We start from the raw sequence: 24,954 nt of genomic DNA, 5'->3' as shown, positions 1-24,954 counted from the left end.
TATTCGACAAATTTCGGGGAGTGACAGGCACTGACCCTCTACTCTATCGTTTCTAACAATGCATAAGCCTCTTCCTTATTCTTAACTTCCAGCAACTGCTCTCTAAACCCATCATCCATCAATTTACGAGACAGCATCTGCAGAATTTTCAAGTGTGCGTCTCCTGCGCTCTCTTCTGGCACGGCGATCATGAAGATTAGTTTAGCATCTGTTCCATCAAGGCTTTTCCAGTCGATACCGTCTTGTTTGATACCGAATGCGACGGTTGGACGTTTTACTGCATTTGATTTACCGTGTGGTATGGCGATGTTCATGCCCAGACCTGTTGTGCTTTCAGCTTCACGAGCTAAGATTGCATTTCTATAATCAGCCTGAGAACTTAAGACACCGGCTGCATCGAATTTTGCGATTAGCTCATCAATCACATCATCACGTGTCGTTCCTGTTAATTCTGTTTCGATTAGATTAAGGTTTGTTATATCGGTTAATTTATTAATTTCAACTTTATCTTGCTTTACGTGTTGCTGTGATACTTCGACTTCTTCATCCATATCTGAAACTGCTACATTTCCTGCATCTGTAGCTACGACAACGGCATCAACATCTTTCTTCAATAACTTAATCATAAGTGCGGTAACGACTGAACCGATGATTGCTGCAACGAAGAACATGATTACATTATCAACTGCTCCAAGAACTGCTACAATTGGCCCACCGTGTGCTACCCTGTCACCAACACTTGCCATCATTGCGATAACGGAACCTACCATAGATCCTACCATAATACTTGGAATAACACGGAGCGGATCCTGTGCTGCGAATGGAATCGCACCTTCCGTAATTCCGAATAACCCCATCGTGAAGGATGCTTTTCCAGCTTCTCTTTCATCTTGTCTGAATTTATTTTTGAAAATGAATGTTGCAAGTCCGAGTCCAATTGGCGGAATACAGATTGCAACTGCGATTGGTCCCATAATTTCATAGTTACCTTCCGCAATCATGGCAGAACCGAATAAGAATGCTACTTTATTAAATGGCCCACCCATATCGACTGAAATCATTGCTCCTAGAATTAGAGCTAAAAGAATAGAACTTGCACCTTGCATTCCCGCAAGCACGGTTGTCAATGATTCAAAAATTTGTGCTACTGGTGCACCAATGATATAAATAAACGCTAATCCTACAACGACTGAACCGATAATCGGAATAAAAATAATTGGCATAACCGGCTGCATTGCTTTTGGTACTTTTACTTTTTTAATTGCCAGTACGACATAACCAGCTAAGAAACCAGCAATAATCCCACCAATAAATCCAGCTCCTGCTTCACTCCCATAAAAACTTCCATTTGCTGCAATGTAACCACCGATCATTCCTGGTACAAGTCCGGGTCTGTCCGCAATACTTACCGCAATGAAACCAGCTAAAATGGGTACCATGAACATAAATGCAGTACCACCAAGACTTTCAATTTGCTTCCAAATTGAATCCTCTGGTATGACAATTCCACCAGGAGTTTGTTCCCCACCAATCGTCAGTGCCAATGCAATCAATAACCCACCAACGACGATGAATGGCACCATATAAGATACACCATTCATCAAGTGCTTATAAATTGGGTTTTCTTTCTTTTTACTTTTGCCAGATTCCTGTGTAACTGCAGAATCAGCTTTATAAATAGGAACGTTTCCGCTTTCAATTTGTTTAATTAATTCTTCCGGTTTACGGATACCATCCTGTACACCGGTTACAATCACTTTTTTACCTGCAAAGCGTTCTTTGGATACTTCTTTGTCCGCTGCAATAATAATACCGTCAGCCTCTTGAATATCCTGTTCCGTCAATGGATTTTCAACACCGATGGAACCTTGAGTTTCAACCTTTATATCAATTCCTAACGTTTCGCCTGCTTTTTGTAAATTTTCAGCAGCCATATACGTATGAGCAATCCCAACAGGACAAGCTGTTACAGCTAATACTTTCATGGTATTCCCTCCAAAATTTTTAATCAATTTGTAATCGCTTTACTTCATTATAAACCCTATCCTGGCTTGATATATTCTTAGTTATTACCGGAACTTGTGGTAAAAACATATTAATCCACAAAAAAAGAGCAGGTCTCCCCACTCCTTAACTCGTTTTACTTTCCAGTATTTTCAAAAATTCATTCACATTTCCTGCTTCGACCAATGCTTTAACAATTGAAGGTTTTTCACTGATGGCAGCAATATCACTAATCGCTTCCCTCGTCTGCTGATGATCCTCATTGGAAATCGCAATCAAAAATACAACTGAAACTACTTCATGACCCCATTCCAGCGGCTTCTCCAGGACTGCTATAGAAATTGTAGATTTCGTAATAAGATCTGGCTGTCCGTGCGGAATTGCAATCCCTCCACCAATGGACGTTGCAGATGTTCGTTCCCGAATGAGTGCACTATGCGTAAAGGCTTGTTCAACATAACGTTTCTTATATAAAGCGTTTCCAAGCATTTCAACAATTTCAAAGCGATGTTCCTGCTTCACCTGCAGATGAATGTTTTCCCTCTCCACAAGTTTCATAAGTCCAGAAGCCTTCCGACTCAACGCTTTCTTGTTTTCCAATTCATCGAAAAACCGATTGAGCTTATCCCTGTCCTGTGCTTCTAATAATGGTGAAATAACGATTGATGGAACATTGACCTTCTCCAATGAGACAGTGGAAATAACAATATCTACTCGATTTGTTTTCAAATACTCATGTACATCTGATTTTCCGATACAACTTACTACTTGAATATCCTGGTAATGATGTTTGATTTTCGCCTCTAATAGGCGAGACATGCCAGTTCCTAGATGACATACGATTAATACCTTTTTTCTCTTTTCCCTTCTAACTTCCATTCTTTCCACTGATGCTTGAAAATGGAGAACAAGATAGGCGGCTTCATCTTCTGGAATATCTAAATTATAGGTTACTTTTATATCCTGCAAGGCTAGAACTACCATACCGAACATGTATGGATACATCTTCTTGATCTCAGCTAACAATGGATTTGTGATTGGAAAGCCATAATTGATTCGATTTAAAACCGAATGCATATGAATGGTGAGACCGTTTATAAGTATAGAATCAGCTTCATAATTGGTCATTGTCAATCGGTTTACTTTTGCAACTAGATCATTCACTACTTTGGTCAATATCTCCTGTTCAACAGAAACATCTACCAAATTTAGACCCTGGTGCTTTTTACTACTGATTAAATGCCAAGTAAAATAGACCCGTTCATTCTCTGGCAAGGTTATTTTTAGGACCATTTCCAATTGTTTGGTAAACCATCTAATATAATCATACTCTGCTGTTTGCTGGGTTTTCCCCTTATCTTCATCTGATATGTATACCGTCGACCTTTCCCTTGTCCTTTTAATCATAATCAAGGCATGGACAAGTAAACTTTCCATCGCTCCATCTGTAAAAGCAATCGAATAACGAAGCTGCATATCCTGCAACAACTTCCTTACCGTAGTAATTTCATATGGCTGGAACATATCTAGTACGTAACTCTTATCATCCGAAGAAGTTGTAATCCGTGATAAATGTGCAAGCGCACTCCGGCGATTCAATTCTGATCCACAAGTGGCACTTCCAAGCCGCTGCTTGGAAACGAGCTCAATATCAAATCGCTTTAACCAGCCTGCAATCTCCTCGATATCCTTTTTAATGGTTGCTTTAGGTACATAGTAACGATTCGCTAAGTGTTGCAACGTAATCGGCTTCTCATTAGTCAGCAGTTGATATCCAATTTCGATGGTCCGCTCTTCCTGTGTTTTTGTTTCCCTACTAGACAGCCTCTGAAACAATAGCGACCGCTCCGCTTCATCCATCACTAAATAAACACCAATTCCAGGCTTCCTAACAATTATTGCATCCGAAAATTCCTGAATATGTCCCTCTATATATTTCAAATCATTGCGAACCGTTTTTTCAGAACAATCCAGTCGTTCTGCCAAATCCTGAATTTGTACAACCGCATTATGATTATCCAATAAAATCTGTAATAGTTTCTTTTGTCTTTCGTTCATAACGCCACCTACTTTAAGTCCTTCTATCTAAATTGTATAGGAACTGGCTTCGTTAGTATAGTCTCATGTTGATATCAAAGCTGCAGAAATTAGAAGGGAATATGAGCATACTGATAAGAAGCAAAACAAAACAAATCCATCATCCACCCCGATACTCCGCCAACCGCCTCTCCACACGATCCTTCAAGGATGCCAAATCCCCCTGTATATCTCCAACCTGTTTCTGCTCCTTCACCTTCTTCTGCTTTTGTTCCCTAAACCAATCCGGAACCACATCCGCAACGCCAGAAGCACCGGCCCCATAACCTCCTGACGCATTCCGGCCCTGTTTAAACTCACGACGACGCCGATATTCCGCTTCTTCCGCCCGAGCATCCTCCACATTACGAATCCCCTTCTTCACCCAGGCATCTAGAATTGCCTTCACATATCCCCAGTTCGCTCTGCCGCGTTCCAGTGCACGTTTCATGGCATATAAAACGAGCGACTCATCTAAGTCATTGATCCAATGAATCATATCTTCCGCAACATACGGGCTTACCAAACCGAAATTCTCCTGGAAAAATTGAATCGCGTCTGTATTTGTTGAATCGTTTTGTTTCGTATTGTTTTGTTTAATTAATGGGTCAGCATTCCCGCTCACATTGTGGTTCATGTTGTGGTCCAAATTGCGGTCCACATCACAGCCAGCGCTACTACCCTCACTCTGTTCCATCTCCAAAACCGCCGCATCCTCCTGATCCACCATCCGATCTAAAGATACAATTTGATAAGAAGCTGCTCGATTTCCCCCTCGCGACTTTACACGAATATACCCCTTCTCCTGCAATTCCCTCCGTGCCCGTTTAAACGTGCTATCTGTCAAATTTGCTTTATAACAAAGCATTGACATCGCAGCGGTAAACTCCTGCCTCCAACTGCGCGATTATTGACATGCATCAGCACATGCCAAAGATTCGCTGCCGATGCCGACAGCGGATTCGTTTCCAAATGATTATAAAATGCATTGACTTGTTTGATGTAATTCATATATTCCACCCTTTCATTGTCTCTATACTTTGTGAATAGAAGCTTACTGGAAAAATGCTAAAGAATAGTCAGCACATTCCCTAACAGTCTCTCTAACCCCTTAACCTCTCGACAAAATTCTACAAATTCCGGGGAGTGACAGGCACTCGCTCCGCACCCGCTCCGATAGCAGGCAGATACCATGCGAATACCTCTATTCCTCTAAGGAAGCAAAAGAACCGTCCCCATGCTTTCTCTTCATATGCCATCCCTTCAGTTTCTTTCGTGCTCCTTTTCCCCAGCTTTTTACTGCTTCTGTAGTTGCATTTTCTTGTTTCGCAATTTCCTTTAAGGGCATGTCTAAAATTACGTAATAATACACCCACTTCCATTGCTTTTCGGTGAGCATATCCTTTATTTCCTGCCAGTAGGCTTCATCCACCAACTCTATTCCATCATTTATTGTAACGAGCAACTTCCCGCCACTGTAATAACTTCCAGCCAGCCCCTTGAGCATATGCGCTTGTTGGAGCTTTTCCTCCTGCTGATCGTTATTTGTCTTTTTGCGAACCAAGTCGATGAGACGATTGCGAATCATATAGTTGAAATAGGTAGATAGCGGACCTTTATCTGGCTCGTATTTCTTATAAGCCATCCACATCGCATACAATCCCTCCACATAAAATTCCCGATGAACATCGTGAATGCCTAATCGTTGAATGTGAAAATAAATTCGCTGCTCATTCTGCTTAAAAATCTCCTCAAACGAAAAATCTCGATCCTTATCCATCTTCATTTCACCTTTCTGTGACAAAATAGTGTCCCCGCGTCTCCCCCTTAAGGGATAAAAAAAGTATAAAAAGCCCGACAATAACTAAACTGAATTAGTTACTGTCCGGCTATTAGGTAGTTCGCTCTTCAGGCGACTCCATTGCTCGGTACCGAATATCGTATTGTTAAACAAAAAAAAGCGCAAGCGACTGCTTAGAATTGGACGCATAAGCAAGGCATCGAAGTGTAGGTGAACCTTCCTGTACGGAGTTGCGAATTGCTTATGCGTGCATTTCTATAACGTATCTAGACAACACAAAAAACCAGATAACCCTTCCAAAATAGGTCATTATCCGGCCTGGGTAATTCTTAAGATTCCTCGCTCGGTATAATTGGACTCCTGAATTTTTACATACAATAAAAGGGCTAAATAATGATTCGTACTTATTGCTATCCGGGCTATAAGGTAGCCTTAAAAGCCATAAGAATCTTAACAATCTAACTTACTGACTCCTTATCGTCACGGTATAGTTTTCCATGTATTAACTTAAAACTGAGTTTACTTAGTTCAATTTCCCATACATGTTTACTTTTCATACACTTTACCTGAACCGCACCAAATGCTCCTTCCTTTTTGTCCATTAGCCTGTGCCCACATGCAGGACACTCGATTCTTCTTGCATTCTTCATCGTTTACTTTCCTCCTATTTTATTTTTGAAGCTTCATTCATTAAAGAAAATGCCTCATAATTATATGTATACAAGAACAATAGTTCTGTATAAATGAAATTAGTAGCCATCTGTAAAATAACGCTTTCAATTGTTCCATTTGACAGCTGAAGTTGAAAAAGTTCGGTGCTGGACGTCTAGGAGGTTTGTCGTAGCTTGTAGTGTTTTGTGTTACGCTTATCTAGCTATTTTTCATTTTTGTTAACGATATGTGGCTCATTTCTCCATTTTAAAAGAAATAGGTAAATATTCTGATTTCTAATACAGTTCTATAGTACTATGTCACTATTATATTTGGCAAGTAAAAAATGTATGAAATGGCATTTAAAATTTTCTGCCACTTGCCAGCCCCGATTATCCATGTAATAAAGATTCTTTGTAACGAAAACTGTCCCCTGTAAAAAGCGATAAATGTGACGGATACGCGATTACTGTAAGCAGTAATCTGTTTGGCTGTGCATGTACAGTCAGAATCCCCCTGTAAATTTTAACTTTAATTACTTTTAATCTTTTTAGAACCCATTTTATAAAAAACACCCCTTCTTTCAATCTCATTTCGATTGTAGTTATAGAATTCCATTTTAATTCTTCATAACCTCCAGAAACCAATTCAATGAGAAAAGTGCACAGAAGCAAAATGAAGAATCGCATAGAAAAGGCTTGAAATAAGGAATCCAGTCAGCTGCTTATCTCGTACAAACAACTAGTCCAATCGGGCGGATCGTTTTTCAAATTAGCTAATAAGGAGGTGTTAACATGGTGCTTATAAAAAAGCAACTCGTCAACTCAACCCGAAGTGGGTACCCCGGAATCAACGGCAGAAAGTTTATCACCATTCATGAGACCGCCAATACAAGCCCTGGCGCTGATGCACAAACCCATGCCAATTTACAGTCGAATGGCTTTACCGCATCCTGGCATTGGCAAGTGGACGATAAAGAAGCGATCCAATCGTTTGAACACACGGCTAGGCTCTGGCATGCAGGAGATGGTCGAGGTGATGGTAACATGAATTCCATCGGCATTGAAATTTGTGTTAACAGGGACGGAGATTTCAAAAAGGCGGTTGAGAATGCAGCGGAATTAGTTAAGAAAATCATGAAAGATGAGGGTATTCCACAAACGAATGTGGTCCAGCATCACCGCTGGAGTAGTAAGAACTGTCCGACTAACTTACGAAATGGGAGTAAAGGAATTGATTGGGCGGACTTCAATAGGATGATCAGTAGTGCCCGTGGAGATACTTCTGAAGGTCAACCGAAGCAGCCAGTTACGACCCCTAGTGCACCGAAGCCTAGATGGACAAAAGTAACCGGTAAGTGGAGTGGTCAAACGCTTGGCAAGGGTGAATATGGCGAACCTGTAAGACAATTACAGACGAAACTTTCGAACAACAATCCACAATTTTATCCGAATAAACAAGCAACTAACAATGGAATTGATTCCTATTATGGTGACGATACGGAAGATGCTGTACGGCGTTTCCAAAGTTATTACGGTCTATCTGTAGATGGATTAGCAGGTAAACAAGTGTATAATAAACTAAATAGCAATAAAACGCCTACAAATAGTGGAACGTCTCTACCCAACACTGTTTATCGTGCAATTAGACCTTATCCTAGCGGCAGTGGTGTTAGGGCTGTGCAAGAGGCACTAGCAAGCGTTTATTACTACCCGGATAAAGATGCCAAGAATAATGGGGTTGATGGCGTTTACGGTCCCAAGACGGCTGATGCGGTTAGAAGATTCCAGTTAACTCATGGACTAGCGGCAGACGAAATTTACGGCCCTGCTACGAAGAAAGCATTAGAAAACGTGATGAATTAAATTTAAATTGCAACTAGCTTTTCATTAATGGTAAAGCCCTTTGAGTGCAGGAACAATCGAAGGGCTTATTTTTTAGAAAAAAGAGACAGAGGGACAGCCCTAAAAATTTAGATCTAAAGGGGAAAATCCATCAATTAACCATAAAAAATCATGGAGTTTAAGGTAAACTCCATGATTTTTAATCAAGATTTATCCCAGCCTCATCTAATCTTCCTGGAACTTAACAATTACCATATCGTCGATAATAACGACTGAGTCAGCTGCTGGCCAACTCCCCATATCATTTACTGTCGAATTATTCTCTAATTCCCTTATTTGACGATTAGTTACACCGTCTAACTCAATCCCCAAGTATTGGTCGAACATATTGCTAAATCGATTTGAATCGTGGATAAATATACTCCCTAAAGCCCCTGTCATTGGAGGTACGCTGCGTGCTAACGTTGACGAAAAGGGAGAGTATGCATAGTTTTGTGGCTTGCCAAGAATGGCAATCTTATTAACATCTTCAATATTTTCCGTCTGCTCAATGCGATCCAACACTCTGTTCGCTAAAGCGTAAGTTCTTTCATACTTTAAATTCATATTAAGATATGAAATGTTACTGATGAGAGTAAAATTGAAAACAGTCAATGCTAGAATGATTACTGTCGACCATGAATAGGCACTAGTCATTAAATTGTTTACACGAATTGAGTCATACACAATTAGTGGAATAAAATAAAACACAACCAAACTCATTACCATTAACATATGGTACTTTACATCGGGTGAGATAAAATAAAGCAATAGTGAGAAAACTGGTAATAGAAGTGCACTAATAATGATAAATAATGTTTTCATATAACCGATTGCCTTATATCGATTCATTAATATCAGTATTCCACCAATTAAAATGAGACCGATCACCCCTACGTTCAACAGCTCAAATAAATTAGGATTATCATCGATAAAGAACTTGATAAACTCTCTAATTAAGAGATATAGTTGTCCAGGAATATCTTGCAAAGATACCGACCCGGCGCTGTCTAGCCCCTGATAGCCAGTAATCCCCCTCATTCCTTGATATAGTTTATAGGTTACTACATATGCAATCATTCCTAAAACGACCATAACGACTTGTTTACCTAATGAAATTATTTGTGACTTTAATTTTTCATCGCCATATAGTAATTCTTTCATAAACCATAAAGCAACGACTGACACTGCCAAGGGTAAATTTGCTTGGTAAACCCCAACACTTAAATAAAATAGAATCGCGCCAGGCAGAAATCCATATTTGAACCGAATGGTTAGCAATACTGCTAATGCTGTTGTGAAAAAACTAAACATGTAACCATCAGCGGTAAACATATATGAAAAAGTAGAAGCAATTGTAGGGAAAGTCACTATCAACCCGGCCATCAGTACAATAGATAATGTTTTTCTTAACTTAAAAATTTCAACAAGAACAACACTCAATAATGATAAATACAAAATCCCTAGCAATCCATTGATCAGTGGTAAGTCAAAATAAGAACTAATACCCGCGAATGGATTTAAAAAGAATCTTCCAGACGAGAATTTCATTTGCGGATCATAATAGTTATTTACTCCATCATGGTTTGGCAGTGAATTTGTCATCACAAATAGGTGGGTTAAAAATCCAATAATGACCGCACTAAAAAAAGCAATTTTCCACCGTTTTTTGATTTTCAAATAAATATTTTCCAGTAAATCTTCAGGCATATAGCTTACTCCTCTAAACTTTTCTCTTTAATTAAATAATGTGGTCTTTTTTTAGCTTCATAATAAATTCGACCGATGTATTCCCCGATGATCCCTAAAAAGGTGAGTTGTACACCACCTAATAGGATGATTGCAGAGATTGTCGTAAAATATCCCGGCGTTTCTATTCCATTGATAAAGTAGTTGATTAAAGTCATTAAAATATAGATAAAGCCGAAGAACGTGATAAATAATCCTCCATAAATTGCGATTCTTAAAGGACGATTATTGAAAGAAAGAATGCCATCAATCGCATAATTCAACAATCCATTAAAGCTCCATTTTCCTTCACCATTTGCTCGCTGAACATTTTCAAACTCGATAATTTTTTCACTATAGCCAATCCACGAAAATAATCCTTTTGAAAAACGATTGTATTCTTTTAGTTCCAATAACGCGTCAAGGGCTGGCCGGCTCAGAAGTCGAAAATCGCCTATTCCATCTATCATTTCCACTTCATCTACAAACTTATTTGCCAATTTGTAGAATAAGTTCGAGATTTTACGTCTGGTAAAGTTTTCGCCCTTTCGATTTCTTTTTGCAATTACCTGATCGTATCCTTCTTTATAATATTTCCACATTTCCGGGATAAGGGAAGGAGGGTGCTGTAAATCCGCATCCATTAGAATGACTGCCGTACCCGAAGCATAGGTTAATCCCGCTAATATGCCGGCCTCTTTTCCGAAATTACGACTGAAGGAAATGAATCTTACATTGCTTTGTTGATTGGATAATTGTCGCAATACCTTAAGCGTTTGGTCTCTGCTTCCATCGTCGACAAAGACGTATTCGACTTCTATATCCATCTTTTCGATAAATGATTTGGATTCATGATAAAAAGGAATAACGTTGTCTTCTTCGTTGTAACAAGGTACAACAATACTCAATTTTTCCATTGTTGATCTACCTCGCTTCTATGATGATTTAAGAATCTTTCTGGATATTATAAATGTAAAAGGAATTGCCAGTCCGGCAGCGAGTAAGGGTGCAATTTTATTGTCTAAGTGAAAGAACTCTCGGAGAACATATAACGCAGAAGTGGATACAGTAATGTTCACTAAATACGTCAATGGAAAGCGAAAGAACTTTCTCCAACTAGGTTTCGTGCGATATGTAAAGTAGGAATTTAAATAAAAAGACCCAACCATACTGATTAAAAAGGCAGTAATATGTCCAATTAAATAATAAATTCCGAATATCTCAGTAAACAATAAATACCATAGATAGTAATGGACTGTATTAAACACTCCAACAATGACGAACTTTAAGGATTCGCCAAATAGTTCATGATTCATGAAGTTTTTCATTCACATTCCTCTTTCTAAAATTCTTCTGAAATTGTGATCACAAGTGTACTCTGTGCCTATAAAATATGCCTTAAAATTTAAAAGACTGAGATATAGCTAGCCAAAAACTACTTAAAAAAGCTACGATCATTGTAAGATAATGGTCGTTATTAACAAGCACACCTTTTATATTTTATCAGTTTTACTGCCATGAGGGCAAATACTAATTCGTTAATCTCTCGTTTTTCCTCTAATTGACAATCGAGCGAAGCACAAATTAGCCTTCAATAATAAAAAAATGGTTTTACATCAATATTTCTTTTCTAGCTAAGCCCATCATACGAACTCGATATTTTAGTAATGCTACATTTATATATGGGAATCCGGACTCTGAAGAAAACGGAAAGTGTAATTTTTCATAAAGCCACTTTTGATAAATTACAGAAACGTTAGTCTTAGTATGGGACAGATTACAGATTCCGAATCGTTTTTTTGAAAAGATATATCTTGAACCCTCGACTTATTTGGTAATTAAGAGAGTTGTAAAATCTGGTAATCAGTCCTTTTAACATATAATATAGGGATGAATTAGCATGTTTCACGTGTTGACTGTACTAAGCCAAAAGAAAAGATCGATTACCAAAAAGAAGGATATACCCTCATTTGTCGAAATGGTTAAGTCGGAGGGGATATTTATGAAAAAGAAGGTAATTGAACGGTTTAATTAAAATCGGCTGGCCTGTTGTTAAATTTGTAATAATAAACTTCGGTCGAGAGATTACGGACTTCGGCTCAAATTATTGACGGAAAAAGCAGAGAAGTAATGATAAGGTGGAGGAAGCTCTAAAAAATACTAGAAACACAGAACGTGCAGCTGAATCTACAAACGATTCAACAGAGAAATTACAGTATTACGAGGTAGCCAAATCCTATAAGGAAGAAGCAGAATATCATAGAAGATTTCTAACTGATTTTATTGAAGAAACAGAAAAATCTTCCGCGGAAATTCTGAATATCGACAAGTGACAGGCACCCAATTTTAAAAGTCTATCCAGGATGCCAGTTGTTATTCCAGGATCTCCTATTAATCACCCCAAAGCGGGGGGCCAGGCACCTGCATTTTGAGGTCAATGGTTCTAACCCTGATTTCCCCAATTATACGAATTATTGCATAAACGTAATGCATTCATGTATAATAAGATTAGAAACAACATAGAATAAAATAGACTGAGTGCTACTAACACTCAGCCAAAGCAACTACATGCCGCATGAAGAGCGGCTGACCAGAATATTTGGTTAAGTTTTAAAAAGTAACCTATCCTAAACTTTGATCAGGCGAAGGACGGTTACTTTTTTCTTGTTTCTTTGACGATCTGCACAACTAGTGCTAGTACATTTACTAGGACTATACTCGATGTCAATGCAATGATGATTGCTTCATATGCCGTCATTTTTATACCACCTCCCTTCATGGGAGATGGTCAACCGTCCATCCGCTTTATGTAGTTGCTACCTTATAATTATAGCAATATTCGGAACCATTATCTATAAATATATTGAAGAATAGATCACTGACTAATGTACCTTCTGCTTTTTAAAATTGTGCACTTTAGCACATTAACGTGGCGGGGGTCTGTGACATTGGTCTGACCCGGGAATTCATGGTGTACCAATATACATAGCTGGTACTCATTCTCTTGTCTGCTTCTGAAAGTCACTCCCTCATCACTATTTATGATGCTAAATTATTCATAAATCATACTTATCTTCGATATCGCCATACCCTCTTCCACAAACATCTGATAATTCTCCCTCTCCGGCGCCGAAAAATAAGCTAATATCTTCTTTGTTCTCACATGTGGATTACCTTCCCCTATCACATAGGCTCGGTAACTGCTCCAACGATAGTCTTCAGGAAGGCTCACCATTTCCGCTTCGACCGGGTTCAAATGAATATACCTGCTCACTTCCAATTGATAGTCTTTTGTTTCGATGAGCTCTGCTCCGTATCGTCCTTGGAAAACATGTCCGACGAGATGGTGGCGTTTATTAAAATGAAGGGCATATCTAGAGTTCAACATTTTCATGATGTGTTTTATATGATGTGTGGTCGTTTCTAGTTGAAGATGGATATGATTTGTCATGAGGCAGTAGGCATGAAGGTGGAATGGATGATAGAAGCGGACCTCTTCCAGTAATTCTAAATACGCTTTTCGGTCCATTTCATCATAGAAAAGTGCGGATCTTCGGTTGCCACGACTTGTAATATGATACATAGCACCCGGGTACCAGATGCGATGTTTCCTAGACAATCATCTCACCATTCCTTTCTTTGTTTTTCCAGGTTGTCCACGTCTCATCGTTACCGCTTCCCAGATGGCTTCATTCGTTATCGCTTCTTCCCCGCTTAAATCAGAGATGGTTCGTGCCAAGCGGAGAATTTTCATTTGTACTCTTGTACTCCAGTTATATTTGCTCGTCCATTGTTGCATCATTTTCTCCTGCTCTTCATTTAAAGTGGTACAAGCCAGTAACATTTCATTTGCCACGATAGCATTTGTAACTTCACTTCCAAATCGCTTATATTGTCTTTCTCTTGCAGTAATAACACGTTCACGAATAGTTTGTGATGTTTCATTTGTTTCAGCTGACTCCCTATCTAGTGAAATAGCTTCCAATCGTAGTAAAATATCCATGCGATCCTGAATGGGACCGGATACCCGATTGCTGTATGCTGTAATTTGTTTGGCTGTGCACGTACAATAAAAATGCCGAGAGCCTAAATAACCACATGGGCAGGGATTCATCGCTCCTAGCATTAAAAACTGTGCTGGATACGTGACAGTTGAGGCTGCACGACTAATTGTAACGACCCCCGTTTCCATTGGTTGCCTGAGCATGTCCAAAGTTCGTTTTGGAAATTCTGCCATTTCATCAAGAAAAAGTACCCCACGATGTGCAAGCGACACTTCACCAGGTTTTGGGTTGGCCCCACCACCAATTAATGAAACAGCAGATGCGGAATGATGTGGATCACGGAATGGTGGCGTATGGAAATTCTCTTTTGACATGCCAGCCAATTGGTAAATACTCATCACGTCAAATCGGCTCTCTTGTTTTAATGGAGGTAGGATCGACGAAAAGGTTTCCGCAAGCAGACTTTTACCACACCCTGGTGGACCAGTCATTAACACATTATGACCACCAGCTGCAGAAATCTCGAGTGCTCGCTTCGCTTGTTTATGTCCAAGTACATGTTGGAAGTCTCTGTCATACGTTAGGGTGATATCCTCTGTGGGCTCTATCGATGAAGGTAATGCTGTGGAGAAAGTGGTTAACTGACCTGAAAAGGATTCGATAACTTCCTGAAGTGTTTCTGCAAAGCGAAATTCGATACCTTCTATAGACTGAAGAGGAAAGTCATCCATCGGGGGTAAGTATAAAATCTGTATGTTTTCTTTCTTCGCAGCAACAATCGCAGGCAGCATCCCATCTACCGGCTTAACTGATCCATCCAGTGACAACACGCCTAAAAATGCAGCGTTATCTGGGATTGGATACCGTATTTCTCCTGCTTCTTTCATGACGCCGATTGCCATCGCTAAGTCAAATATCGGACTGTTTTTCTTTTGTTCTGCAGGAGACAAATTAATAATAATCTTTTTATCTGGAACCTGACAATCATTCGCATATAAAGCTGCCATGACCCGATCCTTTGACTCCTTAACTGATGCATCCGGCAATCCAACAATACTAACTCCCTCTACTCCTGGTATGAGTTGGACCTCCACTTGAACACGGTAGCCTTCCATCCCTTTCAAACCGATACTTGTTATTACGGTTGCCATCTTTTCACATCCTTTAATGAAAGTTTGATGATGAGTTAGGTTAAAGATAAGCTATTTTCGCAACTTAGTCAAGAACGTTTGTTCGTTTCAGGAATTGGTGAAATTATCGTTTTATCACTATAAAAACGATAATTTTGAGATTCAGGTTCACTGCGAAATATAAAATATAAATATAAGTGAGTAAAAAGATAGCAAATGTTAAATATAGAAAACCATAATCTTTTTAAAACTAAAGCTGCTAGCTATTTTAACCCATTGAGCTAACACCCTAGCAATACTATAATTCAACGTTACCAATATCCTTATCCCAACTTACATAAATCCCTTCACAACAAAACACTTTAACACTTTAAAGCAGTGGGGGTCAGGCACCTGCATTTTTTGGACAACTGTTCCACCTATGAAGGTAGAACTACTGCAGTTAAGCACCATTTCGGATTCAAACGGAAGATTCCACTCCCAATAGATCCAGCCACCAACATTTATGTCTAACTCACTCCACAGCTGATTTTGATTGCTCCTGGATATTCTATCACCACGCTCCATATCCGGAAAAATCAAGTTAAGATGAATTCCAGAAAATCATCTATCATTACTTTCAAGAACAGTTTACAGATTCCTATAAACAGCTCTACAAGCAACTTAGAAACACAAATGATCCGTACGTATGAATGTATTTCCAGATTCTCAGGAGGAACAGAATACTATTTGAAAGGAATCAATGATCAAACATATAAAGTATCAGCCTGTTTTAAAATATAAGGGGGGGAATAACAAATGATTTTAATCTCATTATTAGGATTTATTGCTATTATTTTTTCAATTTTCTATCTCTCATTTCACTTTATTAAAAAAGGAAAAGACAAAGAAAGGAAGCTTTCCAAGAAATTTTTTTATTCTACTTTAATCGGTGGTTTCGCCATGTTCATTATTGGATCGATTTTACACGATAAAAGTTATGAGGCGCAACTTCATAACGCTTTAGAACAAAATGAAAGTCTGACCACTGATTATTATACGTTAACATCAGAAAACAACGTTCTCATACAAAAAGTTTCCACTCTTGAGTCTGATATAGAAGAAATGACCTCAAATGTTACGGAATACGAAAGCAATATAGAGGAAGAAAAAGCTGTATTTAACACGGAAAAGGAATTGTTGAACGAAGAAATTACTGATTTAAATGATACAAATACCAATTTAAAAGATGAAGTTGCTAGTCTAGAATCAAAACTAGAAAGTACGGAATCAAAATTAGCAAGCGCAGAGTCAGATGCTCAACGTGCGAGCGCCAGCAGTTCTACTAGTAGTAACTCAAATTCTCGTTCAGGTTCAAGTGAACCGACTTCATCAAGCTCGAATGTATATTTTGAAAATTGCACAGCTGCAAGGAATGCTGGAGCAGCTCCTGTTCGGAGTGGTGACCCTGGTTATGCTAGTCATTTAGACAGGGACGGAGATGGGATTGGATGTGAATAGGTTTTACGTATATATTTAATACCCTATTTAATAGGACTTATATTATATTGCCCTTGTTCATGCTGTAGAACGAACAATTTACCGTAGAATAGTAGTTTATTTGACAGAGAGAGTATCGTTAATTTCTCGATTATAGGCCTTTCTATAAATAAATTTAAATGGGACAAGCTTATCCCCAAAAAATCTTGATGTATCGAATATATGGATATATCAATTTTATAAAAATAGAGGCTGCAAGAATCAATTAACTCTCATCGATTCTTGCAGCTTCTAAATAGTTCACTTTAGCGCTTTAAAGCGGTAGTGGTCTAACCCCAAAATCCTAGGAGAGATAGAATGGAAAATCAAAAAAGACAGATTCATTGTGGAGTGTGTCACGAACAATTAAAAGATAATGATGCTGTTTTCATGGATGAATTTAATACAGTGACACACCAAAGCTGCTACAGTTTAGATACAAACTTACCTATTAAAGACTTGGGAACATACAAGCAAATTATTACAAACAATCATTTTTTCCATGACTTGTTACATTAAATCTAATTTTTAAAAAACGGGGCTTATTGCTTAACACCAATCATTCTAAACCAAGCATTATTAAACTTTTGGTATTTCATCAACTCTGGTCTCGCAGGATTTGAAAAGTCCTAGGGGTCTCACCCCTGGCCTTGCACAATATTCAGTTACTATTTCATTTTATCATATTCCTTCAGCCTTACTATATACTAACCTTTAAGCGGCGGGGGTCAGGCACCTGCATTCCTGGTGAGCAATTTTTAATTTTATCTAGGCAGAAATTGTATTTTACAGGTGTCAATTATGCTATAGTTCATTTTTGATATTTTTTAGAAAAAAGGACCAAGCGTCTCTAAAACTCAGTCTAATCCTTGGAAGTATTCTGGGACGCGGTGCCTGTCCCCGTGTACCTTTGAACGTTGTTTTTGCTACCATAAGTATCTAAAATCGGGTCAAATCATTAGTTTGTTGAATTTCTATACTTAGTGCCAGATAGCCCAAACTCAAATGTTCGGTTGGTATTTTTTCATTTAACACCTCCTCATTAATCGAAAAAAACACTGTTTGGCAGAATCTATTCATTCAAGTCTAGCAGTTACAAACATCCACCAATCTACCAAAAATGAAGATTTGAAAGGAAACAGAGCCAGTGTGATTACAATCAGCAATTCTATTAATTTCCATTATTAACTTAACCATGGGAGTAAAAAGAATGCAGACCTTTATCACTCGTTAATAAAGATAAGTAAAAATCCCCCCTCCAAAACAGCCGTCCAGGAGAGGGGATTAAGTCACTTATACCAATCTATTATTTCTTCTTATAATACTCCACATACCAATCGGCAAACTTCTGCAAGCCTTTCTCAATAGAAGTCTCCGGCTTAAATCCAACAGCCTCCTGCAACAACTTCGTAGAAGCATAAGTAGCTGGAACATCTCCTGGCTTAATAGGCTCAAATACTTTATCAAAGGTTACTTCTTTACCTAAAGCATTACCCAAACATTTCTCCAATGTCTCTATAAAGACCATTAGCCTCTCAGGATTGTTATTACCTATATTAAATACTTTATGCTCAACCTCTCCCTCTGGAGGGTTACTTAACAGGCGTTCAATACCCTCAACAATGTCATCGATATAAGTGAAATCACGATAGAGATCCTTCTCAAAGTCACCGTTGTTAAATATCTTTATTGGTTCACCATTGAAGTATTTATTAGCAAATCCAAAATAAGCCATATCAGGTCTTCCCATTGGTCCATAAACCGTAAAGAAACGTAGACCTGTCGCTGGGATGTCATATAAATGGCTATATGTATGTGCCATTAATTCATTGGACTTTTTAGTAGATGCATATAAAGACACGGGATTATCCACGAAATCTGATTCCTCAAACGGTACCTTCTTATTAGCCCCATAAACAGAACTAGAAGAGGCATAAACAAGATGGTCCACAGGATTGTGTCTACAAGCCTCAAGAATGTTATAAAAGCCAATGACGTTGCTTTGAATATAAACATCTGGATTCTCTATGGAATATCTAACTCCAGCCTGTGCTGCTAGATTTACGACAATATTTGGCTTGTACTCTTCAAAGATATTTGTAACCATTGCTTTGTCGGAGATATCACCTTTAATAAAGGTAAACTTCTCATAAAGTTTAAGTTGCTCTAGGCGTGTACGCTTAAGATTCACATCATAGTAATCATTAATATTATCAACGCCGATTACACTACAGCCTTGTTCTAATAATTTCTGTGATAAAAAGGTGCCAATAAAGCCAGCTGCTCCTGTAATTAAGTATACTTTATTTGAATCCAACTGTTTATAACTCAACGCTTTTCGACTCCTTTATAGCTTCTCTAGTTACTGGTTTTCTTCCTACAGAGTAATACTCTACCTCTGCCTTTTCCATATCTTTGATATCGTGTATATTTCTACCGTCGTATACTAAAGGAGTTCTCATTAACTCTTTATATCTCTTTGGAGTTACTGCTTTCACTTCTCCCCATTCTGTGAAGATAAAGCATACATTAGCATCTTCAATTGCATGTTCTATATTTGATACATACGTGATACTACCTCTGCCATTCTTTCCTTCTGGATATACTTTAGCAAAGTTTTCAGCACCAACAGGGTCGTATGCATAAATATCTGCACCCTGTTCTAATAATAGTGGAACATTTTCAAGAGAAGGTGCTTCTCTTAAATCATCTGTTCCTGGTTTGAAAGTTAAACCAAGTACAGCTACCTTAAGACCACTAAATGTTATAAGTCTCTTACTGGCCTTTTTATATAATTTTGTCTTTTGATCTTCATTAATATCAATTGCAGCCTTAACGGTTTTAAGCTCATAGCCATTCTGCGTTGCAATATTTTCTAATGCTTTTGTATCCTTAGGGAAACATGAACCACCGTAACCGATACCAGCGTTTAAGAATTTATTTCCAATACGTTCATCGAAGCTCATTCCTCTAGCAACATCCTGAACATCCGCACCGATTAGTTCACAAAGATTTGCAATATCATTCATGTAGGATATTTTAAGAGCGAGAAAATCATTAGATGCATATTTAATCATTTCTGCAGACCGTCTATTTACAGAAACAATAGGTAAATTAAAAGGAGCATAAATTCCTTTTAATAATTCTTCAGCCCATTTACTTTCAGTACCGATAATAACTCTATCAGCATGTAGATTATCATGAACAGCTGATCCTTGTGCTAAAAATTCTGGGTTTGAAGCTACTTCTACTTTTACATCATTAGTTAAGAAGTCATTAATAAACTGCTCGACCTTATCGTTTGTTCCAACAGGTACAGTAGATTTAACAACGACTAGACAATCTTTCTCGATAGATTCAGCAATTTGTCTTGCAACTGTTGCAATATAGGAAAGATTAGCAGAGCCATCTGGTTGTTCTGGTGTTCCTACACCAATAAAAATTGCATCTGCATCTTTGTATGCCGATTTATAGTCGGTTGTATAATCAATTCTTCCAGCTGCATAATTCTTTTGCATTAATTCTTCCAATCCATCTTCATATATTGGGGAAATTCCTTGTTTCATTGTATTTACTTTATTTTCATCTATATCTACACATGTTACTTGGTGACCAACTTCTGCGAAACATGCTCCGGCTACTAGGCCTACGTATCCAGTTCCAGCTACTGCTATTTTGTCCATAGTAATTATCCTTTCTTACTTTCGTCTGAAAATTAAAGAATTTCAAGTTAAAAGATATTAACCTAGTATTAGCTACTAAAATTCATTTATATACTTAAATAATCTTCCATTCTAATTCCAATTCGATACCAAACCTTTTCTTTACTTTTTCTCTTGCTAAATTAATTAAGAAAAGTACATCTTCAGACTTTGCATTATTCACATTTACTATAAAACCAGGGTGTTTATCTGAAATCATTGCTCCATTTTTTTGGTAACCTCTCAGTCCTAACTCTTCAAATAACTTCCAAATGTAAAAATCCTCACCATTTAATGAGGGACGTTTAAATACACTTCCAGCATTAGGATAATTTCTAGGTTGTTTTAGATACCTTTTCTTCTTTATCAAAAAAAGGTTGTCTATTATATCTTCATAATTACTAACTTTCTGTCCTTCCGAGGCACTTAATTGCGAAGAAAGAATTATACTATTACTGTCTGTCCATTTGGATTTTCTCCTTTCAAAATCTTGTGAACTAACTCTTTCAATTATTATCTCATCTTGTGTAATATCATAATAGTTAATGCACTCCACCAATTGTCCAATATTGTCTTTATATGTTCCTGCATTCATAATAATTGCCCCCCCCATACTTCCAGGAACATCTTCCAGAAATTCATATCCTTTAAAACCATGTTCTAAAGCAAACCAGCTTAATTTAGATAAGGGGGTTCCAGCTTCACAATATATTTGGGAATCATAATAATTAATATTATCCATCATTTTAAAACTTAAGAAGGTATAACTATCATCATAATAATCTTTAGATAGCAATATATTAGATCCATTCCCTAAAATAATAATTTTACTATCAGAGTATTTTTGATATATTTCCCGTACACCGTTATTATTAAGTGGAAAGACTATGATTTTCGCATTAGATTCTATTCGCAGAGTATTATATTGCTTTAACGAAAAGTTGTTTATTTCTACATAATTCATAACTATCCTCCACTTTTTAAATTGTCCAAATTCATTTTTTATAAATTGGGAAGACTAACCCTCTATTCATACTTGCTATAATACTCTATAATATATTTTCTTTTATAATTCTTCCAGGAACACCAGCAACTATAGAATTCTTTGGAACATCTTTAATCACTACGCTGTTAGCTCCTACAATTGAGTTCTCTCCAACTTTTACAGCACCTAAAATTTTAGCTCCAGAAAATAAAGTTACATTATCTTCAATAACAGGATATTTTGCTTTTTTTCCATCCCCTAAATTTTGTCCTCCGAGTGTAACTTGTTGATAAATAATCACATTATTACCTATCTTTACACCTTCACCAATTACTACCCCAGTCAAGTGTCGAAACTCTAAATTTTGTCCGATCTCCGCTTTTAAACTTAAATATGTTCCAAATGAAGTTATTAATTTATTGTTAATTATTATAGGTAAGTATTTGTACCCCCTATCATAAAGCATTTTGGACACTCTATACATAAATATGGCTCTTTTCTTAGGTGAAATGTATAAAGTGAAAATAATTTTTAAGATATTTTTCTTTCCGTCATTGCTTAACTCTTCTTTTATTATTTTTCTTATGCTCAAATTCATCTCCTCCTTTTGAGTTTATCCAAAATCTTATATAAGGAAGACATAATTAACTTAATATCGGAATTTTTCATAATAAATAGGTCCGAATATTTAATATTACTTTGTTTGGTATATTCAAGACTAAATAATAAAGCACCTATAGTATAGCTAATTGTAGATGCTACTGCAGCTCCTTCAATTCCAAAATTTGGTATAAGAGTAAAATTTAATATCATATTTATCACTAACGCAAATAAGTAAACCCTTAACGCAAATAATGGATACCCTCTTCCAGCCAAATCAGCATTTAGTATTTTAAAAACTACCATTGCAATTACCCCTGGTAATAATAAGCGTATTACTGAAACAGATTGAATAAAATCATTTCCGTATAACATTTCAATTATGTGTGGTGCTAGAAACCAAAAACACAATGAAAGAGTGATTACAGGAATCCAAGAAATTCTTAATAACTTTGTTGAACGATTAACAGCTTCATTTTCAAGTTTACTATTAGCACTTTTTGAAAATAATACCATTCCCATCGCTGCAGGGATTTGCCATATCAATTCCGATAGAGATACCCCTATTGAATAAATACCTACATCAGTTGGAGTTGTTAATCGTTCCAGAAATATAATATCGATTTTATAATTTAAATTTAGAACGAATAATGCTATTGCATATATTATGCCTTTACTTACAAGTGATTTAGCAATCCCTTTCTCATATTTAAATTCAATTATTACAAACCTTTTTATAATAATTACTGAAAATAACATTGTTATTAATGCCGTTAGCATTGTTGCTATTGAAGCTCCGTAAATCCCTAGTCCTAAGAAAACTACAAGTATACATATCGTAATTAAATTCACAAAAAAACCTATTAAATTTTTAATATTAATTGCGTTTACTTGCTGAAGACCAGAAAATAACCCTTCTATATACTTATTTAGTAACATAAAAGGTATAGTAGCTATAGGAATAGTTAACAATAGCCACCCATATTGTTCGCTAGGACCTGTAAGATAATATATTACAGCAATTAAAATAGATGTTATTGAAGTTGCAACCCACATTAATAAAATGGACGAATAGACTTTGGTTGGATTGTATATTTTTTTACCTACATAGTAAGCAGTAGCTTGCCTGATCCCCAAGTCGGCGATACTAACAAGTAAATTAGGTATTACAAATATCGCTGTAACGATTCCCTTCCCTTCCGGGCCTAAAAACCTTGCTGTAATAATTGATATAATAAAACTCCCAAACAAAACAAATACTTTTGTTCCAATCGAAGTAATTAGTTGGAAAGCAGTGCTATTTTTTTTCACCACCGCACCTCTTTTATGCTGTAAATTATAAAATATATATTTACAAATATCAGTTTAAACTTGTTTATCCTTATGAAAATATGCGAATAAATCTATTTTCATATTTATTTACTGAGGGGTTCAAATTTTATGCTAAAAGTTAGATTAAATATGTTAAAGTCCATAGCAGAAGTCCTATTGGAATCCTCTTAACGACTACTGGATATACAACTTTTTCAACAATTATCTTACCATAGATTATCAGCAATAAAACATATATTAGTTACTACATAATATTAAGTTTATTTTAGCTTAATATTTGCACCAATGCTTGACAATTTCTCGTGAATATTTTCATAGCCTCTATTTATTTGATCAATATTAGATATAATTGTCTCACCTTCTGCAAATAATCCTGTTAAAATGCAAGCAGCTCCACCTCGCAAGTCCGTTGCTTTTACACTCGCTCCTTTAAGCTGTTTACCACCACTTATAATAGCAGTATTACCGAATGCAGAAATATTTGCATCAAATTTTTTCAGCTCCTCAACGTACTGGAACCTATCGGTGAATCTTAAGTCAGCTATCGTACTAATACCATTAGCTGCAAGCGCTAAAGTTGCAAAGATTGGTTGCATATCCGAATTAATTCCAGGATATGGAGCTGTAAATAAGTCAAACTTATTTTTTTTATCTTTTCCCGAAACATAAAGTGACGTTCCCCATTCAAATACCTTTACACCAGCCATATTAAGGTAGCGTACATCCTCTTTAATAAACGTGGTATTAAAATTTGGTATATATATCTCCCCACCAGTAACACCGGCAGCGACAGCATATGTTACTGCCTCGTCCCAACCTGGCATAACTGAAACTTCAACTCCTCCACGTATTCTAGACTGCCCTTCAACTTTAACTACTCTGTTACTACAAGTAACCTTAGCTCCCATCGCATTAAGTAAATCTGCTAATTGAATTACTTCTGGTCTTGTATTTGCATTTAATATAGTTGTTTTCCCTTCTGCTAATACGGAAGCTATCATAACATTTTCTGTACCTGATGTGGTTGGAAGGTAGAATTCAATGTTACTCCCTTTTAATGTGTCAGACTGAAGGTATATACCTCGATCATTTTCTTCTACTTTTGCCCCCAACTTTTTCATACCAAGAACGTGTAAATCATATTTTCGATTTCCAATCTTACAACCACCAGGAAGTGGTAATTCTAATTCTTCTCTAAGAGCTGCTGTGAGACCTAATAATAACAAAGAATATCGAATTTCACTTGCTATTTGTGGAGCAACCTTTTGATTGGGAAAATTTCCTCTTCTGCAAGAAACTGATGTTTCATCAATATGGATATCAGCACCCAATTCTCTTAAAATTCCTATTAGAATATTTATATCACGCAGTTTCATAGGAACATTTTTTAATGTTGTATACTCTTCACCCATACAAGCAGCTGCGATCATTGGTAGAGCAGCATTCTTAGCCCCAGACAAAAGTACCTCACCGAATAATTCATTGCCTCCCTGAACAACATATTCTTGAATTGATTGTGCTTTTAAATTTAATGATGTCAT

General features: G+C 37.1%; 22 protein-coding genes. 5 read left to right on the top strand and 17 right to left on the bottom strand.

The window, feature by feature from the left end; genetic code table 11:
* Positions 1 to 38 precede the first annotated feature (38 nt).
* The 5 genes from ACFOUV_RS15285 to ACFOUV_RS15265 form a co-directional block, all read right to left on the bottom strand.
* Positions 39 to 1,985, bottom strand: coding sequence for a fructose-specific PTS transporter subunit EIIC (locus tag ACFOUV_RS15285; RefSeq protein ID WP_379497648.1), 1,947 nt, complete (start codon positions 1,983 to 1,985; stop codon positions 39 to 41).
* Positions 1,986 to 2,130: 145 nt separating this feature from the next.
* Positions 2,131 to 4,062, bottom strand: coding sequence for a BglG family transcription antiterminator (locus ACFOUV_RS15280; RefSeq protein ID WP_379497647.1), 1,932 nt, complete (start codon positions 4,060 to 4,062; stop codon positions 2,131 to 2,133).
* Positions 4,063 to 4,201: 139 nt separating this feature from the next.
* A complete protein-coding gene (locus ACFOUV_RS15275) occupies positions 4,202 to 4,954 on the bottom strand; it encodes a DnaD domain-containing protein (RefSeq protein WP_379497646.1) in 753 nt (250 codons plus the stop codon).
* Between the two features lie 330 nt (positions 4,955 to 5,284).
* On the bottom strand, positions 5,285 to 5,860 hold the full coding sequence (locus tag ACFOUV_RS15270) for a sigma-70 family RNA polymerase sigma factor (RefSeq protein ID WP_379497645.1): 576 nt from the start codon (positions 5,858 to 5,860) through the stop codon (positions 5,285 to 5,287).
* Positions 5,861 to 6,339: 479 nt separating this feature from the next.
* Positions 6,340 to 6,531, bottom strand: a complete 192-nt coding sequence (locus tag ACFOUV_RS15265) for a hypothetical protein (RefSeq protein WP_379497644.1) — start codon at positions 6,529 to 6,531, stop codon at positions 6,340 to 6,342.
* 795 nt (positions 6,532 to 7,326) lie between these two features.
* On the opposite strand from ACFOUV_RS15265, the gene ACFOUV_RS15260 reads away from it, so the two are divergent.
* Positions 7,327 to 8,397 (top strand): peptidoglycan recognition protein family protein, encoded by a 1,071-nt coding sequence (locus tag ACFOUV_RS15260; RefSeq protein WP_379497643.1) that lies wholly within the window; start codon positions 7,327 to 7,329, stop codon positions 8,395 to 8,397.
* A gap of 204 nt (positions 8,398 to 8,601) precedes the next feature.
* On the opposite strand, the gene ACFOUV_RS15255 is transcribed toward ACFOUV_RS15260, so the two are convergent.
* From ACFOUV_RS15255 to ACFOUV_RS15245, 3 genes are read right to left on the bottom strand one after another with little or no spacing between them, the layout of a single operon-like run.
* A complete protein-coding gene (locus ACFOUV_RS15255) occupies positions 8,602 to 10,125 on the bottom strand; it encodes a glucosyltransferase domain-containing protein (RefSeq protein ID WP_379497642.1) in 1,524 nt (507 codons plus the stop codon).
* A gap of 5 nt (positions 10,126 to 10,130) precedes the next feature.
* Entirely contained in the window at positions 10,131 to 11,060 is a 930-nt protein-coding gene (locus ACFOUV_RS15250) for a glycosyltransferase family 2 protein (RefSeq protein ID WP_379497641.1), read from the bottom strand.
* 18 nt (positions 11,061 to 11,078) lie between these two features.
* Positions 11,079 to 11,471, bottom strand: coding sequence for a GtrA family protein (locus tag ACFOUV_RS15245; RefSeq protein WP_379497640.1), 393 nt, complete (start codon positions 11,469 to 11,471; stop codon positions 11,079 to 11,081).
* An 810-nt stretch (positions 11,472 to 12,281) separates the two neighbouring features.
* Between ACFOUV_RS15245 and ACFOUV_RS15240 the strand changes: the two genes are divergently transcribed.
* Positions 12,282 to 12,476: a hypothetical protein gene (locus ACFOUV_RS15240; protein WP_379497639.1), complete on the top strand. Its 195-nt coding sequence runs from the start codon at positions 12,282 to 12,284 to the stop codon at positions 12,474 to 12,476.
* A 320-nt stretch (positions 12,477 to 12,796) separates the two neighbouring features.
* Here the strand turns inward: ACFOUV_RS15240 and ACFOUV_RS15235 are convergent, their stop codons facing one another.
* The 3 genes from ACFOUV_RS15235 to ACFOUV_RS15225 all read right to left on the bottom strand — a co-directional run bounded on the left by ACFOUV_RS15235 (position 12,797) and on the right by ACFOUV_RS15225 (position 15,298).
* On the bottom strand, positions 12,797 to 12,901 hold the full coding sequence (locus tag ACFOUV_RS15235; RefSeq protein WP_222863058.1) for a putative holin-like toxin: 105 nt from the start codon (positions 12,899 to 12,901) through the stop codon (positions 12,797 to 12,799).
* Between the two features lie 294 nt (positions 12,902 to 13,195).
* Positions 13,196 to 13,762 carry a transposase gene (locus tag ACFOUV_RS15230; protein WP_379497638.1) on the bottom strand — a complete coding sequence of 189 codons (567 nt, stop codon included), beginning with the start codon at positions 13,760 to 13,762 and terminating at the stop codon, positions 13,196 to 13,198.
* Complete coding sequence (locus tag ACFOUV_RS15225) at positions 13,763 to 15,298, bottom strand: YifB family Mg chelatase-like AAA ATPase (protein ID WP_379497637.1); 1,536 nt, start codon at positions 15,296 to 15,298, stop codon at positions 13,763 to 13,765.
* 357 nt (positions 15,299 to 15,655) lie between these two features.
* Between ACFOUV_RS15225 and ACFOUV_RS15220 the strand changes: the two genes are divergently transcribed.
* The 3 genes from ACFOUV_RS15220 (at position 15,656) to ACFOUV_RS15210 (ending at position 17,314) form a co-directional block, all read left to right on the top strand.
* Positions 15,656 to 15,790 (top strand): competence protein ComK, encoded by a 135-nt coding sequence (locus ACFOUV_RS15220; protein ID WP_379497636.1) that lies wholly within the window; start codon positions 15,656 to 15,658, stop codon positions 15,788 to 15,790.
* Between the two features lie 285 nt (positions 15,791 to 16,075).
* On the top strand, positions 16,076 to 16,777 hold the full coding sequence (locus ACFOUV_RS15215; RefSeq protein WP_379497635.1) for an excalibur calcium-binding domain-containing protein: 702 nt from the start codon (positions 16,076 to 16,078) through the stop codon (positions 16,775 to 16,777).
* Positions 16,778 to 17,113: 336 nt separating this feature from the next.
* Positions 17,114 to 17,314: a hypothetical protein gene (locus ACFOUV_RS15210; RefSeq protein ID WP_379497634.1), complete on the top strand. Its 201-nt coding sequence runs from the start codon at positions 17,114 to 17,116 to the stop codon at positions 17,312 to 17,314.
* 787 nt (positions 17,315 to 18,101) lie between these two features.
* Here ACFOUV_RS15210 and ACFOUV_RS15205 read toward each other — a convergent pair.
* The 6 genes from ACFOUV_RS15205 to ACFOUV_RS15180 all read right to left on the bottom strand — a co-directional run bounded on the left by ACFOUV_RS15205 (position 18,102) and on the right by ACFOUV_RS15180 (position 24,954).
* Positions 18,102 to 19,127, bottom strand: coding sequence for an SDR family NAD(P)-dependent oxidoreductase (locus ACFOUV_RS15205; RefSeq protein ID WP_379497633.1), 1,026 nt, complete (start codon positions 19,125 to 19,127; stop codon positions 18,102 to 18,104).
* Entirely contained in the window at positions 19,117 to 20,478 is a 1,362-nt protein-coding gene (locus ACFOUV_RS15200) for a UDP-glucose dehydrogenase family protein (protein WP_379497632.1), read from the bottom strand. The genes ACFOUV_RS15205 and ACFOUV_RS15200 overlap by 11 nt, the downstream gene beginning before the upstream one ends.
* A gap of 94 nt (positions 20,479 to 20,572) precedes the next feature.
* Complete coding sequence (murB, locus tag ACFOUV_RS15195) at positions 20,573 to 21,460, bottom strand: UDP-N-acetylmuramate dehydrogenase (RefSeq protein WP_379497631.1); 888 nt, start codon at positions 21,458 to 21,460, stop codon at positions 20,573 to 20,575.
* An 85-nt stretch (positions 21,461 to 21,545) separates the two neighbouring features.
* Complete coding sequence (locus ACFOUV_RS15190; protein ID WP_379497630.1) at positions 21,546 to 22,073, bottom strand: serine O-acetyltransferase; 528 nt, start codon at positions 22,071 to 22,073, stop codon at positions 21,546 to 21,548.
* Positions 22,074 to 22,075: 2 nt separating this feature from the next.
* Entirely contained in the window at positions 22,076 to 23,392 is a 1,317-nt protein-coding gene (locus ACFOUV_RS15185; RefSeq protein WP_379497629.1) for a flippase, read from the bottom strand.
* A 281-nt stretch (positions 23,393 to 23,673) separates the two neighbouring features.
* Positions 23,674 to 24,954: a UDP-N-acetylglucosamine 1-carboxyvinyltransferase gene (locus ACFOUV_RS15180; RefSeq protein WP_379497628.1), complete on the bottom strand. Its 1,281-nt coding sequence runs from the start codon at positions 24,952 to 24,954 to the stop codon at positions 23,674 to 23,676.

Origin of the sequence: Oceanobacillus longus (assembly GCF_042650085.1) — a bacterium.
Lineage (GTDB): Bacteria > Bacillota > Bacilli > Bacillales > Amphibacillaceae > Oceanobacillus > Oceanobacillus longus.
Note: the sequence above shows the minus strand (reverse complement) of the source record. Positions and strands in the feature narration are given on the sequence as shown.